Raw genomic sequence first — 16,869 nt, forward strand, 5'->3', positions numbered from 1 at the left:
ATAAAACTAAATATGCGGGTGTAGCTCAATGGTAGAGTTCCGGCCTTCCAAGCCGGCTGTGAGGGTTCGATCCCCTTCACCCGCTCCAAATAAAGATTATGTGGTTATTATAGCAAAGAGGATACACCTGTTCCCATACCGAACACAGAAGTTAAGCTCTTTAGCGCTGATGGTACTTGGGGGGCGACCCCCTGGAAGAGTAAGACGTAGCCACGTAATCTTTTTTATTGATAAAGACACACAAAAATGTAAAAAGAGATATGAATTAAATTCATATCTCTTTTTATTTATAATGAAATTATAAATAATTATTATGATATATTTAATTAAAATAGTAAGTGACTTATAAGAGTAAATAAAAACAATCATTTTAATCCTTTTACTAGATGAAAAATATTTATAAAAATATCTAAGTATTTATGAATATTTTTTGTAAAGCAGGAGATAATTATAATGTAAAACTTAATATAAATAAATTACTCAATCTCCCCCATTTTAAAAAGGTCTCTATCCCCCATAGAGGCCTTTATTTTTTTATAAAATATTAGTGAATTAAAGCAGATTACATATACATTCATTAACAATATCATAAATAGTTAAGCAAGCAGATTCAAATTAACACTACTGCTATATAATGACATTATATAATTCTTCATTAAATAAAAGTTGAATTTCATATCGTTAAAAGACTTATATAAATAAGGTTGAAATCGTAGGATAGTGGGTAATATATAAAGAATATATTACGACAAATGGATGATTTATGTAAATTTTATTAAATAAAGCACAAGATATATATAGATATATGTTATAATTAAATGGTAAAGAACGAATGTTCGTGAGAGAGGAGTGATATTGTTGGAATTTAAATTAAAATCGGAATTTAAGCCTACGGGAGATCAGCCTGAGGCTATAAAGTCAATAGTAGATGCTATAAATAACAATGAAAAGTTTTCTACTCTTCTAGGGGTAACAGGATCTGGTAAAACCTTTACTATGGCTAATATTATAAAAAACGTAAATAAGCCAACATTGATATTAGCTCATAATAAAACATTAGCAGCTCAATTATACAGTGAATTTAAAGAGTTTTTCCCGGAGAATGCAGTAGAATACTTTGTAAGTTACTACGATTACTATCAGCCAGAAGCATACGTAGCTCATAGTGATACATATATAGAAAAAGATGCAAGTATAAATGATGAAATAGATAAGCTTAGACACTCTGCAACAGCAGCAATATTAGAAAGAAGAGATGTTATAATAATTTCATCTGTATCCTGTATATATGGATTAGGGGATCCAGAAGACTATAGACAACTTATGGTATCTCTAAGACCAGGAATGGAAAAGGATAGGGATGAAGTTATAAAGAGATTAATAGATATACAGTATGAAAGAAATGATGTTAACTTTGTTAGGGGTACTTTTAGAGTTAGAGGAGATATTTTAGAAATATTCCCTGCAAGTAATGATGAAAAGGCTATAAGAATAGAATTTTTTGGTGATGAAATTGATAGAATAACAGAAATAGATTATGTTACAGGTAAAATGGTAGGGGTGAGAAATCATGTAGTAATATTCCCGGCATCTCACTATGTAACAACACCAGAAAGAATAGAAAAAGCTATAGTTGAAATAGAAAAAGAGCTTGAAGAAAGAATAAATGAATTTAAAGACAATGATAAATTACTAGAGGCTCAAAGAATTGACCAAAGAACTAGATATGATATAGAAATGTTAAAAGAAATAGGATTCTGCCAGGGTATAGAAAATTACTCAAGACATATAACAGGCAGAAAGCCAGGAGAGAAGCCATATACATTAATGGATTTTTTCCCAGATGATTATTTAATAATAGTTGATGAATCTCATGTTACAGTACCACAAGTAAGAGGTATGTATGCCGGAGATAGATCTAGAAAAGGTTCGCTTATAGATAATGGATTTAGATTACCATCAGCTTATGATAATAGACCTTTAAATTTTGAAGAATTTGAAGAAAATATTAATCAAATACTATTTGTAACTGCAACACCAGGACCATATGAGATACAACATTCAACAACTATAGCAGAACAAATAATAAGACCAACAGGTTTACTTGATCCTATAATAGAAGTTAGACCTATAGACAATCAGATAGATAATTTAGTAGGTGAAATAAATAAGGTAATTGAAAAGAATGAAAGAGTTTTAATAACAACTCTTACTAAGAAAATGAGTGAAGATTTAACCAACTACCTTAAAGAAATTGGTATAAAGGTCAAGTATTTGCATTCAGATATAGATACTCTTGAAAGAGTAGAGATTATAAGGGATCTAAGATTAGGTAAGTTTGATGTATTAGTTGGTATAAACTTACTTAGAGAAGGATTAGATATTCCAGAAGTTTCCTTGGTGGCGATATTAGACGCAGATAAAGAAGGATTCTTGCGTTCTGAAACATCATTAATACAAACTATAGGACGTGCAGCTAGAAACTCAGAAGGTAAAGTTATAATGTATGCAGATAGAATAACTAGGTCTATGCAAAGTGCTATAGAAGAAACAAAAAGAAGAAGAGAAATACAATCACTATATAATAAAGAGAATAATATAACTCCTACAACTATTAAAAAGAGTATTAGAGATGCTATAGAAGCTACGAAAGTCGCTGATGAAGAAGTTATATACGGAGTTAAAGAAACTGATGATATAGATGAAATAAAAGCTAATATAGCTAAATTACAATCAGAGATGATGGAAGCAGCTCAAAATTTACAATTTGAAAGAGCAGCAGAACTTAGGGATAAGGTAAAAGAATTAGAAGAAAGGATAGAAATTAATGGAAGATAAAATCATAATAAAAGGCGCAAAAGAGCATAACTTAAAAAATGTTAATATAGAACTTCCGAGAAATAAATTTATAGTATTTACTGGATTATCAGGATCTGGTAAATCTTCTTTAGCTTTTGATACTATATATGCAGAAGGTCAAAGAAGATACGTTGAGAGTTTGTCAGCTTATGCTAGACAATTCTTAGGTCAAATGGAAAAACCAAATGTAGAATATATAGAAGGATTATCTCCAGCTATATCTATAGACCAAAAAACAACATCTAAAAATCCTCGTTCTACTGTAGGTACTGTAACAGAAATATATGATTATTTAAGATTATTATTTGCTAGGGTAGGGGAAGTACATTGTCCTACTTGTGGTAAATTAATTAGTCAAATGACAGTCCAAGAAATTGTTGATAAAATGATGGAATTTGAAGAAAGAACTAAACTTCAAATATTATCACCAGTAGTAAGAGGTCAAAAGGGAACTCATAAAAAGATACTAGAGAATATAAAAAAAGAAGGATTTGTCAGAGTTAGAGTTGACGGAGAAAACTATGAAGTTACAGATGAAATAGAATTAAATAAAAATCAAAAACATAATATAGAGGTTGTGATTGACAGAATAGTTATAAAAGATGGAATAGAGGCTAGACTAGCAGATTCAATAGAAACAGCTATAAAATTATCTGATGGTCTTGTTATTGCTCAAATAATAGGTGGAGATGAAATACTTTACTCAACTAAATTTGCATGCCCAGAGCATGGAGTAGGTATAGAAGAACTATCTCCAAGAATGTTCTCATTTAACAGTCCATTTGGAGCATGTGATGCTTGTAATGGTTTAGGAGAAAGTAGAGAAGTAGACCCAGATTTAGTTATACCGAATAAAGATTTATCTATAAAACAAGGTGCTATAGCAGCGTGGGGTTCTGTAAGCACAAGTGATGATACATATTATAGTAAAATGGTTAGAAGTTTAGCAGAACATTTTAACGTATCACTTGATACACCATTTAAAGATTTGCCTGAGGACTTTGTTCAAGAGTTACTTTATGGAAAAGACAATGTGATAGTTGAATTTATATTTGAATCAAAGTTTGGAGGAAGAAGAGAATATAGAGCGCCATTTGAAGGAGTGATAGTTAATCTAGAGAGAAGATATAGAGAAACTAACTCAGAATATTCAAGAGAAAAAATAGAAGAATTTATGGCTGAAACTCCTTGTCCAAAATGTAAAGGAGCAAGACTTAAGAAAGAAGTATTATCAGTATTAGTAGATAATAAAAATATAATGGATGTAACTAATTTTTCAGTAAATGAGCTTATAGACTATATAGAAAATATTAATTTAAGTGAAAAGCAAAAGTTTATAGCAAATGAAATACTAAAAGAAATAAGAGGAAGAGCATCTTTCTTAAGAGATGTTGGTTTAGATTACTTAAACCTATCAAGAAAAGCAGGAACTTTATCAGGAGGGGAAGCACAACGTATAAGACTTGCTACTCAAATAGGTTCAGCTTTAGTTGGAGTTTTATACGTACTAGACGAGCCAAGCATAGGGCTTCATCAAAGAGATAACGATAGATTAATAGGAACATTAAGACATCTTACAGATATAGGTAATACTCTTATAGTAGTAGAACATGATGAAGATACAATGAGAGAAAGTGATTATATAGTAGATATTGGTCCAGGAGCTGGGGTACATGGAGGTAATATCGTTGCACAAGGTACTTTAGATGAAATATTAGACAATGAAAATTCTATAACAGGACAATATTTAAGCGGTAAAAAACAAATTACTATACCAGAAGAGACTAGAGAAGGAAATGGTAAATACTTAGAAATAGTTAAAGCTACTGAAAATAACTTAAAGAATATAAATGTAAAGTTCCCTTTAGGTAAATTTACTTGTATAACAGGAGTTTCAGGTTCTGGTAAAAGTACATTAATCAACGATATACTTTACAAAGGAATAGCTGGAAAGATAAATAGATTAAGAGAAAGACCAGGAAAGCATAAAGAAATAAAAGGGATAGAAAATATAGACAAAATAATAAATATAGACCAAAGTCCAATAGGAAGAACACCTCGTTCAAATCCTGCAACCTATACGGGTGTATTTGATATGATAAGAGATTTATTCGCATCAACTAATGAAGCTAAAGCTAGAGGATATCAAAAAGGAAGATTTAGTTTCAATGTGAAAGGTGGAAGATGTGAAGCTTGTAAAGGTGATGGTATTATAAAAATAGAGATGCACTTCTTACCAGATGTGTATGTACCTTGTGAAGTATGTAAGGGCGAAAGATATAATAGAGAAACACTACAAGTTAAATATAAAGATAAAACAATAGCTGATGTATTAGATATGAATGTTGAGGAAGCTCTTAAATTCTTTGAAAACATACCTAATATAAAAAGAAAATTAGAAACATTAATGGATGTTGGACTTTCATATATAAAATTAGGACAACCATCTACACAATTATCAGGTGGAGAGGCTCAAAGAATAAAACTTGCTACAGAATTAAGTAAAAGACCAACAGGTAAGACTTTATATATATTAGATGAACCTACAACAGGACTTCATATGGCAGATGTAGACAAGTTAATACAAGTACTTCAAAGATTAGCAGACACAGGTAATTCAATAGTAGTTATAGAGCATAACTTAGATGTTATAAAAACTTGTGACTACATAATAGATTTAGGACCTGAAGGTGGAGATAAAGGTGGTCAAATAGTTGCCACAGGGACACCAAAAGAAGTATCTAAAGTTGAAGGGTCTTACACAGGGATGTTCTTAAAGAAATATTTTGAATAAATAAGTGAAATGAACTCAGTGAATTTTAAGTAACAGACGTGGATGAGTGAATTTAAAAGAATATATAATAATTTTAATAAAATTAATTTTTTATTTAGCCAATTTTGTAATTTTAATTGCAATATTGGCTAAAACTATATAAGTAATATTTAGAATTGTAAGAAATTTAACATATATGTAAAAATATGTTAAAATATAAATGAGAAACTTAGACAAAAAAGGAGATGATTTATATGTCAGCAAAAAAGAAATCTAAATTCTCATTTCCAACAGCCTACACTGTAATACTTATAGTAATGCTATTAGTGTTAGGACTTACTTATGTAATACCTTCAGGAAAGTATTCAAAATTACTTTATGATGCTGAAGCAAACGTATTCGTAATAGAATCGCCTACAGGTCAAGTATCAGAAAAAAAAGCAACTCAAAAAACACTGGATGAACTAGGGGTAAAAACTAATCTAAGTAAATTTACAGATGGTTCTATAAGTAAACCAGTGGCAATACCAGGGACTTATGAACAACTACCAAAAGAAAAACCAACAGTATTTAAAGCATTAACAACATTTTTAAATGCACCTATACAAGGTTTATATGATTCAATAGATATAATTGCTTTCGTTCTTGTAATAGGTGGTATAGTAGGAGTAATAAATAAAACAGGAGCATTTACAGCGGGTATAAGTGCTTTATCAAGAAATCTAAAAGGAAAAGAAGCTTGGTTAATAGTAATAATAACAGTAATAATAGGAATAGGTGGAACAAGCTTTGGATTAGCAGAAGAAACAATAGCATTTTATCCAATAGTAGTGCCGATATTCTTGGCAGCAGGATATGATGCATTAGTAGCAATTGCAGCAATATATCTTGGTTCTTGTATGGGAACAATGGCATCAACAGTAAATCCTTTCTCTACAGTTATAGCATCAAATACAGCAGGAATTGATTTTACAAGTGGAATGCCTTTAAGAATATTTATGTTAGTTGCAGGTCTTGCAGTTTGTATATTCTACACAGTTAAGTATGCAGAAAAAGTAAAAAAAGACCCAAGTCAATCATTAATATATTCACAAAAGAAAGAATTAGAAGATCACTTCCTAAAAGGTCATAATGAAGAAAATGTACCTGAGTTTACATGGGGAAGAAAATTAATGTTATTAATATTTGCATTATCATTTGTTGTAATGGTATATGGTGTAAAAGAATTAAAATGGTCATTTAAAGAAATGACATCATTATTCTTATTTGTAACATTCATACTAGCTATATTTGCAAAACTTAGTGAAAAAGAATTTGTTTCTGAATTTGTTGCAGGAGCAGCAGATTTACTAGGAGTTGCATTAATAATTGGTCTTGCGCGTGGTATCACTATAATAATGGATGGTGGTATGATAAGTGATACTATATTATATGGATTAAGTAATGTAGTATCAAATATGAGTGGTATAGTATTCTCAACAGTAATGTTCTTTGTTTATATATTACTAGGATTCTTTATATCTTCATCTTCAGGACTTGCAGTTTTATCAATGCCTATAATGGCACCTCTTGCAGATGTTGTTGGAGTAAACAGAGACGTAATAGTAAGTGCATATCAATTTGGACAAGGACTTATAAGTTTTATAACTCCTACAGGATTAATACTTGCATCACTTGCTATGGTAAATGTAACTTATGATAAATGGCTAAAATTTGTAACACCATTAATTATAATGATATCAGTACTTGCAATAGTAGTACTTGGTATAGGTGTAATTATATAGATTAATACTAAAGGAGTGTTTTAAAATAATTTTTGAGATTTATTTTAAACACTCCTTTTTAATAAATTCTAATAACTGATTTTAATAGAAGAGTGTATATTATAATATACATTACATAGTTTAAAAGCATCAAAATGAGCTATCTCTTTTGGAGATAGCTCTATATGAAAAAGAGGAATTAATTACTAGTAATTTCTTTTGCAGAAAGTTCTTTTTCGTAACCTGCTATTTCAGACTTTGATGCATATATAAAATGTCCAGGTCTTATTTCTACCCATTCAGGATTTTCAGTAGAATAATCATGAATACTTGGATCATATTTTATACGGACTCTGTTTTTTTCATAATCAGGGTCTGGTAAAGGTATAGCAGATAGTAAAGATTTAGTATAAGGATGAAGTGGATTTTCATACAATTCATCAGCAGTAGTAAGTTCAACTAACTTACCTTTATGCATAACCCCTATTCTATCGCTTATATATTTAACCATTGAAAGGTCATGGGCGATAAATAGATAAGTTAAGCCATTTTCTTTTTGAAGCTTTCTAAGTAAGTTAACAACTTGTGCTTGAATAGAAACATCTAGTGCAGATATAGGCTCATCAGCAATTATAAATTTTGGTTGTATAGCTAGAGCACGAGCAATACCTATACGTTGTCTTTGCCCACCAGAGAATTCATGAGGATATCTACTAGCATGTTGTTCATTAAGCCCTACAGTTCTTAACAACTCATAAACTTTATCTCTTCTTTCTTCTTTAGTTTTACATAGGCCATGTACATCTAAACCTTCGGCAATTATATCAGTAACAGTCATACGAGGATTTAGACATGCCATAGGATCTTGGAATATCATTTGCATATTTTTATTTACATGATTTTTCTCATCTTTTTTCAATTTTTTAGAAGAGATATTTTTACCATCAAATTCTATTTCTCCACTAGTTGGATCATAAAGTCTTATTATAGCTCTACCAGTAGTAGATTTACCAGAGCCAGACTCCCCAACCAAACCAAATGTTTCACCTTCATATATTTCAAAAGAAACATCATCAACAGCTTTAACAGTAGTATTTCTATCTATTCTAAAGTGTTGTTTTAAGTTTTTAACTTTTAATAGAACTTTTTTACTCATCTGCTTTCACCTTCTTTCTACCTACGTTATTAGGTCTTTCAATCTTTGGAGCCAATGGATGTAATAACCATGTAGCTGCATAGTGTGTATCGCTAACTTTAAACATAGGTGGTTCAGCTAAGTGATCTATTTTAAGAGCGTAATCACTACGAAGAGCAAATGCATCTCCTTTAGGAGGGTGCATTAAATCTGGAGGAGTTCCAGGTATATTATATAAATCATTATCTCCTATATCTAAAGTTGGCATAGAACCTAAAAGTCCCCAAGTATACGGATGCTGAGGATTATAGAATATATCATTAGTTGTTCCATGTTCTATGATTTTACCAGCATACATAACTGCAACTCTATCAGCCATATTAGCAACAACTCCAAGGTCATGAGTTATAAATATAAGGGCAGCTCCGGTTTTTTCCTGAAGAGCTTTCATAAGCTCTAATATTTGAGCCTGTATAGTAACGTCTAATGCAGTTGTTGGTTCATCTGCTATTAGAACTTTAGGATTACAAGCTAAAGATATAGCTATTACTATACGCTGTCTCATACCACCTGAAAATTGATGAGGATATTGTTTAAACCTTTTTTCAGGTTCAGATATACCAACTAAATCTATAAGTTCTATAGCTTTAGCCTTAGCTTCTTCCTTACTAAGACCTTGATGCTTAATAATACCTTCCATTATTTGTTTTCCTATGGTCATAGTAGGATTTAAAGAAGTCATAGGATCTTGGAATATCATTGCAATATCTTTACCTCTTAATTTTTCCATCTCAGGTTCACTAAGTTTAGTTAAATCTTTACCGTTAAATAATATTTCACCATCTTTTATATAACCATTTGCAGATAGTATTCTCATTATAGTTTTACAAGCAACGGATTTACCAGAACCAGACTCACCAACTATAGCAAGTGTTTCACCTTTATGTAAGTCGAATGTAACGCCTCTAACAGCTTGAACTTCTCCACCATATGTATTGAAACTAACGCACAGGTTTTTAACTTCTAATAATTTTTCCAATCAACTCATCTCCCTTACTAATTATTGATTACGCATTTTAGGGTCAACAGCATCTCTTAGACCATCAGCTAATAAATTAAGAGCAAATATCAAAGAACAAACTACTATTGATGGGATAAACATCATATATGGGTAGCTTTGTAATGATTTAAATCCTTCATTTATTAATACACCAAGTGATGCTTGAGGTGGTTGAAGACCTAACCCTATAAAACTTAAAAATGCTTCATAAAATATTGCTTGAGGTAGTGAGAACATGATCATTACCACAATAGGACCAATAACATTAGGGAAAAGATGTTTAAAAATAACTCTAAAATCAGAAGAACCTAAAGTTTTAGAAGCTAATACAAACTCTTGATTTTTAAGTCTAAGTACATGAGAACGAACAACTCTAGCCATACCAGTCCACCCAGATACAGCCATTGCTAAAGAAATTGATAATATACCTGGATTAAATACCATTATGAAAAGTGTAACAATAACCAACTGAGGAATACCTGTAATTATCTCTATTATACGTTGCATTACAAGGTCTACTTTACCTCCATAGTAAGCAGATATACCACCATAAGCAACACCTATAAGCAAATCGAAAACAGCTGCTAAGACCGCTATGAATAAAGAAACCCTAGCGCCAATCCACGTACGAGTCCAGATATCACGTCCAAGTGCATCTGTACCAAATAAATAGTTTTCTTTTATATTTTTCTCAGCATAAACGTCAACACCATTTGAATCTTTACCATCCATTATACCTAAAGAAGATACTATAGGCATTTTAGGTGGAATCTTAACGTTTCTTATGTTTTGAGATTTATAATCATATTTAGAAAAAATAGGTGCGAATATAGCCATTAACACTATAGTAAAAAGTATTATTAATCCAACTACAGCCCCTTTATTTTTAAATAATCTTTTTCGAGCATCTTGCCAAAAAGTTAGACTTTCTCTAGTAATAGCTTCATTATCTCCTGACTGTATAGGAGTAGGTTCAAATAAATCAGCTGTTAACTCTACTTCTTGACCATCAATTATTACTTTATCAACCATTTTATTTACCTCCTGCCAAACGGATTCTTGGATCTATTACACCGTAAAGTATATCTACTATTAATATAACTGCTATGTAGAATGCACTATAAAGTATAGCAACCCCTGAAATTATGAATAAGTCATTTATAGATATAGCATTAACTAATAAGTCACCTATACCAGGTACAGCAAAAACTTTTTCTACAACTAAAGAACCTGTAAGAAGTCCTGCAGCTAAAGGACCTAATATAGTTATAACAGGAATTAATGCATTTCTAAGAGCGTGCTTTAAGATAACTGTGGATTTTTTTAAACCTTTTGCTTTAGCAGTAATTATATAATCAGAGTTTAGAACTTCAACAAGTTCTGTTCTAGTAAAACGAGCAACGTTTGATATTGTAAAAAATGAAAGTGCAATTGATGGAAGAATAGTCCAAACATATCTAAAATCTGAACCTAAAGGAACTCCCCAAGCTATAGGTAGTATTTTTAATTTACTTGCAATATACAATTGGAGTGAAGCTGCAAATACAAATGATGGAACAGAAACTCCTATTACTGAAAGTATAGTACAAGTATAGTCCCAAATAGTATTTCTCTTAAGTGCAGCGACAATTCCAAGTGCTAAACCTATGAAGGTACCTAAAACTAAAGATTGAGCACCCAACATAGCAGAAGGGCCTATACGACTGGCAATGATATCTTCGACTTTCTTATTAGATTGTTTAAATGAAATGCCAAGGTCACCTTTGAATACACCTGTAAGATATCTTACATATTGGACTGGAACAGGATCATCTAATCCATAAGTAGCTTCCAGTCTAGCAATTTGTTGAGGATTTAACTTTTGTTCATTAAATGGACTGCCTGGAAGAAGTCTTACCAAGAAAAATGTAACTGATATGACTATAAATAAAGTTATAAACATATATGCAATACGTTTTAATACATAGCGAAACATCGCTACCCCCCCTTTTTTTGAATTTTTAATTAAAATCACTAGTTTTAAGTGATATAGAATCTAAGTATAATAATTAATTTAGTTTTATATAATTATGATATAAACATAAAACTTATACCAATAGTAATTGTTGATATTAACAAACCAGATATTAATAAACTATTTGTAAGATAAAAGCTATTTTCTCTATTAACGTAATCTTCAATTGTCATGTTAATATCTTCTGTTAATACGCCTTTTCTTCTTTGAAATTCTTGACTTAATTTATTAAAAGAGAAAAGTGTGATATTAAAAAATCCTTTTTCCCAAACGAAACATAATAATCCGAAAAGGAAATAAATCATACCAACAATAAATGCACAATTTAAAAATGAATATGCACTAAATTTGTTGATAATTGAATATAATAAACTGATAATAGCATTAATTGCAAGAAGTTGAAAAGTATTTTTCATATTCGAACCGCCTTTCGAGCTTGTTTATTATTTTAATTGTAGTAGCATAATAAAGTATTTTCAAGTTAAAATTAATATTTTCATATAAAAAAATTTTTTTAATTAAAAAATCAGAAAATTAAAAAAAACAAATGATTTTTATTATAACATGTTATATAATAAACTTTAAATATATGAGTTTATTTGTAAATTGGATATAGGGGAGGATGTTTACTATGTTTTTAAAAAGAAAAATATCAGTATTAGCAACAATAGCATTAGTAAGTTCAAGTTTGCTTGTTGGATGCAGTAGCACAGGAGGATCTAGCTCTAGTGGTGGAGGAGAAGCTACTTCAGAAGAAGTTCTTGCTAATAAAAATGCAAGAAATGCTATAGCTATGGCTATAGATAAGCAAGCCTTATGTGATGTTATATTAAATAATGGATCAATTGCATCTGATACATTTACACCATCTAACTTGGCATTTGACAACGGAAAAGATTATGCAGAGTACACAAAAGATAAAGGTGTAACTTATGATGAAGAAAAAGCTAAAGAAGCATGGGCAAAAGCTAAAGAAGAAGTTGGATTCGATACTGTTACACTTGAGTTATTAACTTTCGACCATGACTCAGGAAAAAGAACAGGTGAATTTATCCAAGCAGAATTATCTGATGCATTAGAAGGATTAAATGTAGAAGTTAAAAATCTTCCTTTCAAGCAAAAATTAGCAGAGGAGACAGCTGGAAACTTTGACTTAGCTTACTCAGGATGGGGAGCTGACTATCCAGATCCATTAACATTCCTACAAACAATGCAAACTGGAAACCAATTCTCTAAGCAAGTTGGATATAAAAGTGATGAATTTAATAAATTAGTAGATGAAGCTACAAAAGCAGAAACTACAACTGAAGCATATGAAAAATACGCAAAAGCAGAAGAATTAATGTTATCTGATGGATTCTTAGCGCCAATTCAACAAAAAGGAAGAACTTATTTAGAGAAGCCTTATGTTTCAGGAATAATAAATTATTCTTGGGGAGCTGACTATGATTATAGATATGCAGATGTAGATAAACCAGAAAAAGTTCTTAATATAGATATAAGTTCAGATATACCTACAATGGACCCAAGTAAAGCAACAGACGTTTCATCTTTCACAGTTATGAATAATACTATGGAAGGATTAACTAGAATAGATAAAGATGGTAAAGTTGAGCCAGGTGTGGCTGAATCTTGGGAAGTTTCTGAAGATGGATTAACTTGGACTTTCAAGTTAAGAAAAGATTCTAAGTGGTCAAATGGAGACCCTGTAACAGCTAAAGATTTTGAGTATTCTTGGAAAAGAACTTTAAACCCTGATACAGCATCTGAGTATGGATACATAATGAATGATATAGCAGGGGCAGCAGAAGCAGCTGATAAAGGTTCAGAAAATGTAGGGGTTAAGGCTGTTGATGATTATACATTAGAAGTTAAGTTAAACAGAAAAGTTTCTTACTTCCCTGAATTAGTATCATTCCAAGTATTCTTCCCACAAAATCAAAAATTTGTTGAAGCTCAGGGAGATAAATATGGTACTACAGCAGATACTCAAATATATAATGGACCATTTACTTTAACAAATTGGAAAGTAGAAGACCAATATACTATGGAAAAAAATCCTAACTATTGGAATAAAGATATAATCAAATTAGATACTATAAATACTAAAGTAGTTAAGGAAACTAGTGCTTCAGTTAACTTATATGAAGATGGTCAAATAGATAGATGTCTATTAGATTCTGACTTTGTTGATAAATATAAAGATAGTAAGGAAGTTCACAACTACGGTCAAGCGTCTACATTCTTCTTACAAGTAAATGGTGGGAGAGGAGCTTCTAAATAAAATAAATTAAAAGCTTTATAATATAGCCTAAGTACTTTAATAATAAATAATTTTAAAAATTTTAAAAGTAAATATATTGATTTTGCTAAAGCGTAGGTATAAATTAGTTTTGACTGTTTTATATCTACGCTTTTAATTTTAATAAAATAATCTATGGGAATAATTTATTTTTTTAGGGTATAATTCTAATATGAAAATATAAAAGTGGAGGTAATAAATTGTTTGACATACAGGATCATTTAAAGAAACTTCCAGCACAACCTGGTGTATATTTAATGAAAGATAAGTTTGATAATATTATATATGTAGGAAAGGCTGTATCCTTAAAAAATAGAGTAAGACAATATTTTCAATCATCTAAAAATCATCCTTCAAAAGTAAAGTCTATGGTTAAAAATATATATAAATTTGAGTATATTATTACAGATTCAGAATTAGAAGCACTTATATTAGAATGTAATCTGATTAAGCAATATAGACCTAAATATAATGTTTTATTAAGGGATGATAAAACATACCCATATATTAAGGTAACAACTAATGAAGATTTTCCTAGAGTATTAAAAGTTAGAAGAGTACTAAAGGATAAGGCAAGGTATTTTGGTCCATATACTAATACAACAGCAGTGAATGATACATTAGAGATAATAAGAAATACTTATCCAATAAGAACTTGTAATATAGATATAGATAAAGCTATAAAGAACAAAATGAGACCATGCTTAAATATGCATATAAAAAAGTGTGTAGGCCCATGTACAGGAAATGTAAGCAAGGAAGATTACAATAAAATGATAGAAGAAATAATACTTTTCTTATCAGGTAAAGAAGAAAAATTAATTGAAATACTGACTGAGAAAATGAATAAATGTGCTATGGAATTTAATTTTGAAGATGCAGCTATGTACAGAGATAAAATTAGAAGTTTAGAAGAAATGATGCAAAAGCAAAAAATAGATGCCACTACATCAGACTTAAATCAAGATGTTATAGCAATGGCAAGAGCACATGATGAAGCTTGTGTTCAAGTATTCTTTATTAGAAATGGTAAAATAGTAGGTAGAGAACATTTTATATTAGAAGGGGTTATGGAAAGTGAGAGAGCATCTATATTATCATCCTTTGTTAAGCAGTTTTACATGGAACAAGAGTATATACCAAAGGAATTAATAATAGAAGATGAAATAGAAGACAGTTTTATACTAGAAGAATGGTTATCTGCTAAAAAAGGGCAAAAAGTTACTATAAGGGTTCCTCAAAAAGGAGAAAAGAAAAATCTAGTAGAAATGGTAAGAAAAAATGCTGTAGAATATCTTGAGAAATTTTCCGATATGAACAAGAGAAAGTACGAAAAAAGTATTGGAGCTTTAGATGAGTTAAAAAATATATTAGGATTAGACAAAAGACCAAAAAGAATAGAGTCCTTTGATATATCAAATATACAAGGTGTAGACTCTATTGGTTCTATGGTAGTATTTACTGATGGAAAAAAAGATAAAAAGGAATATCGTAGATATAAAATAAAAACAGTTATAGGTCCTAATGATTTTGATTCTATGGCAGAAATAGTAGAAAGAAGATTGAAGTATGGAGATTTACCAGATTTAATTCTTTTAGATGGAGGAAAAGGACAAGTTAGTGCAGTAAAAAAAGTTTTAGAAAGATATAATGTAGAAATACCTCTATGGGGAATGTATAAAGACGATAAACATAGAACAAAGGGACTTATTTCCCAGGAAAAAGAGATTGAACTAGATAAAACATCTAACTTGTATAGATTTGTCGCAAGTATTCAAGAAGAAGTTCATAACTATGCTATAACATATCACAGAAGTTTAAGAAATAAATCTTTGACAAAATCAGTTCTAGATGATATACAAGGAATAGGGGAAAAAAGAAAAAAAGCTCTATTAAATCACTTTAAAGATATAGAATCTATAAAAAAAGCTAACATTGAAGAATTATTAGAAGTGGAAGGAATGAATAGAGCAGCCTGTGAGAATGTTTACAATTATTTCAGAAAGGGATAATAATATGAATTTCATCGATAAGGTTTCAATCAAAGAAATTATAAAGGATTTAGAATTAGAAGTAGTATATATGCCTGATAATAAAGAGTACTATGTATATTCTCAGGATGTAAATAGGCCAGGATTACAATATGCTGGATATTTTGAACATTTTGCTTATGATAGAATTCAAATAATAGGAAGAGCAGAATATAATTACTTTAGTTATTTAGATGCAGAAAGAAGAGAAAATGTACTAGATAAATTATTTTCTTATGAAATTCCTGCACTTATAGTAACAAGAGGATTGGAAGTTAATTCTGATGTCATAAAATATGCTAAGAAGTATGGAAGAATAATTTTAAGCACAAAGAGAAATACAACTAGATTTATAAACAGATTATCAAATTATTTAGATGATAGAATGGCACCTCATACTACATTGCATGGTGTATTAGTGGATGTATATGGTATAGGAGTATTAATAAAGGGAGAAAGTAGCATTGGTAAATCAGAAACAGCTTTAGAATTAGTTCAAAGAGGTCATAGATTAGTTGCCGATGATGCAGTAGAAATAAGAAGATTAGATGAAAGTGTACTTTTAGGGCAATCCCCAGAGTTACTTAGACATTTTTTAGAAATAAGAGGGATTGGTATAATAGATGTGAGAAGCTTGTATGGTGCTGGCGCTGTAAAAAATAGTAAAACTATTGATTTAGTAGTGCACTTAGAGGCTTGGAATGAAGATAAATATTATGATAGATTAGGATTAGACAAAGAATTTGAAGAAATTTTAGAAGTAAGTGTCGAGAAGTTAGTTGTACCAGTTAAACCTGGTAGAAATACAGCTATGATAATAGAAGTTGCAGCCATGAACTTTAGGCAAAAGGGAATGGGATATGATGCAGCACAAGAATTTACTAAAAAATTATCTCAACTTATAGATACTAAGAAGTGCTAAGTAAAAATATT

Annotated in this window: 11 protein-coding genes, 1 tRNA gene and 1 rRNA gene; 8 read left to right on the plus strand and 5 right to left on the minus strand. The window is 30.3% G+C overall.

Features of this window, described 5'->3' with window-relative positions; translation table 11 throughout:
• Positions 1–14 precede the first annotated feature (14 nt).
• The 5 genes from FRIFI_RS00420 (at position 15) to FRIFI_RS00440 (ending at position 7,416) form a co-directional block, all read left to right on the plus strand.
• Positions 15–88 (plus strand) — tRNA-Gly (locus FRIFI_RS00420).
• 11 nt (positions 89–99) lie between these two features.
• Positions 100–216 (plus strand): 5S ribosomal RNA (rrf, locus tag FRIFI_RS00425).
• 642 nt (positions 217–858) lie between these two features.
• On the plus strand, positions 859–2,838 hold the full coding sequence (gene uvrB, locus FRIFI_RS00430; protein WP_092922272.1) for an excinuclease ABC subunit UvrB: 1,980 nt from the start codon (positions 859–861) through the stop codon (positions 2,836–2,838).
• Positions 2,828–5,653: an excinuclease ABC subunit UvrA gene (uvrA, locus tag FRIFI_RS00435; RefSeq protein WP_166504684.1), complete on the plus strand. Its 2,826-nt coding sequence runs from the start codon at positions 2,828–2,830 to the stop codon at positions 5,651–5,653. Before uvrB ends, uvrA begins: the two co-directional genes overlap by 11 nt.
• Before the next feature lie 233 nt (positions 5,654–5,886).
• Positions 5,887–7,416, plus strand: coding sequence for a YfcC family protein (locus tag FRIFI_RS00440; RefSeq protein WP_092922278.1), 1,530 nt, complete (start codon positions 5,887–5,889; stop codon positions 7,414–7,416).
• 178 nt (positions 7,417–7,594) lie between these two features.
• On the opposite strand, the gene FRIFI_RS00445 is transcribed toward FRIFI_RS00440, so the two are convergent.
• The 5 genes from FRIFI_RS00445 to FRIFI_RS00465 all read right to left on the minus strand — a co-directional run bounded on the left by FRIFI_RS00445 (position 7,595) and on the right by FRIFI_RS00465 (position 12,020).
• Positions 7,595–8,551 (minus strand): ABC transporter ATP-binding protein, encoded by a 957-nt coding sequence (locus FRIFI_RS00445; RefSeq protein ID WP_166504685.1) that lies wholly within the window; start codon positions 8,549–8,551, stop codon positions 7,595–7,597.
• Complete coding sequence (locus FRIFI_RS00450) at positions 8,544–9,569, minus strand: ABC transporter ATP-binding protein (RefSeq protein WP_092922284.1); 1,026 nt, start codon at positions 9,567–9,569, stop codon at positions 8,544–8,546. Before FRIFI_RS00450 ends, FRIFI_RS00445 begins: the two co-directional genes overlap by 8 nt.
• Before the next feature lie 21 nt (positions 9,570–9,590).
• A complete protein-coding gene (opp3C, locus tag FRIFI_RS00455; RefSeq protein WP_166504686.1) occupies positions 9,591–10,622 on the minus strand; it encodes an oligopeptide ABC transporter permease in 1,032 nt (343 codons plus the stop codon).
• 1 nt (position 10,623) lies between these two features.
• The gene (locus FRIFI_RS00460; protein WP_092922290.1) at positions 10,624–11,565 is read right to left on the minus strand and encodes an ABC transporter permease; all 942 of its coding nucleotides are present in this window, start codon (positions 11,563–11,565) and stop codon (positions 10,624–10,626) included.
• A 92-nt stretch (positions 11,566–11,657) separates the two neighbouring features.
• Positions 11,658–12,020, minus strand: coding sequence for a DUF3899 domain-containing protein (locus FRIFI_RS00465; protein ID WP_092922293.1), 363 nt, complete (start codon positions 12,018–12,020; stop codon positions 11,658–11,660).
• 215 nt (positions 12,021–12,235) lie between these two features.
• On the opposite strand from FRIFI_RS00465, the gene FRIFI_RS00470 reads away from it, so the two are divergent.
• The 3 genes from FRIFI_RS00470 (at position 12,236) to hprK (ending at position 16,858) form a co-directional block, all read left to right on the plus strand.
• The gene (locus FRIFI_RS00470; RefSeq protein WP_166504687.1) at positions 12,236–13,888 is read left to right on the plus strand and encodes an ABC transporter substrate-binding protein; all 1,653 of its coding nucleotides are present in this window, start codon (positions 12,236–12,238) and stop codon (positions 13,886–13,888) included.
• A gap of 218 nt (positions 13,889–14,106) precedes the next feature.
• Complete coding sequence (uvrC, locus tag FRIFI_RS00475) at positions 14,107–15,918, plus strand: excinuclease ABC subunit UvrC (protein WP_092922299.1); 1,812 nt, start codon at positions 14,107–14,109, stop codon at positions 15,916–15,918.
• Between the two features lie 4 nt (positions 15,919–15,922).
• The gene (hprK, locus tag FRIFI_RS00480) at positions 15,923–16,858 is read left to right on the plus strand and encodes an HPr(Ser) kinase/phosphatase (RefSeq protein WP_092922302.1); all 936 of its coding nucleotides are present in this window, start codon (positions 15,923–15,925) and stop codon (positions 16,856–16,858) included.
• Positions 16,859–16,869 lie beyond the last annotated feature (11 nt).

Origin of the sequence: Romboutsia hominis, assembly GCF_900002575.1 — a bacterium.
Taxonomy (GTDB): Bacteria; Bacillota; Clostridia; order Peptostreptococcales; family Peptostreptococcaceae; genus Romboutsia_C; species Romboutsia_C hominis.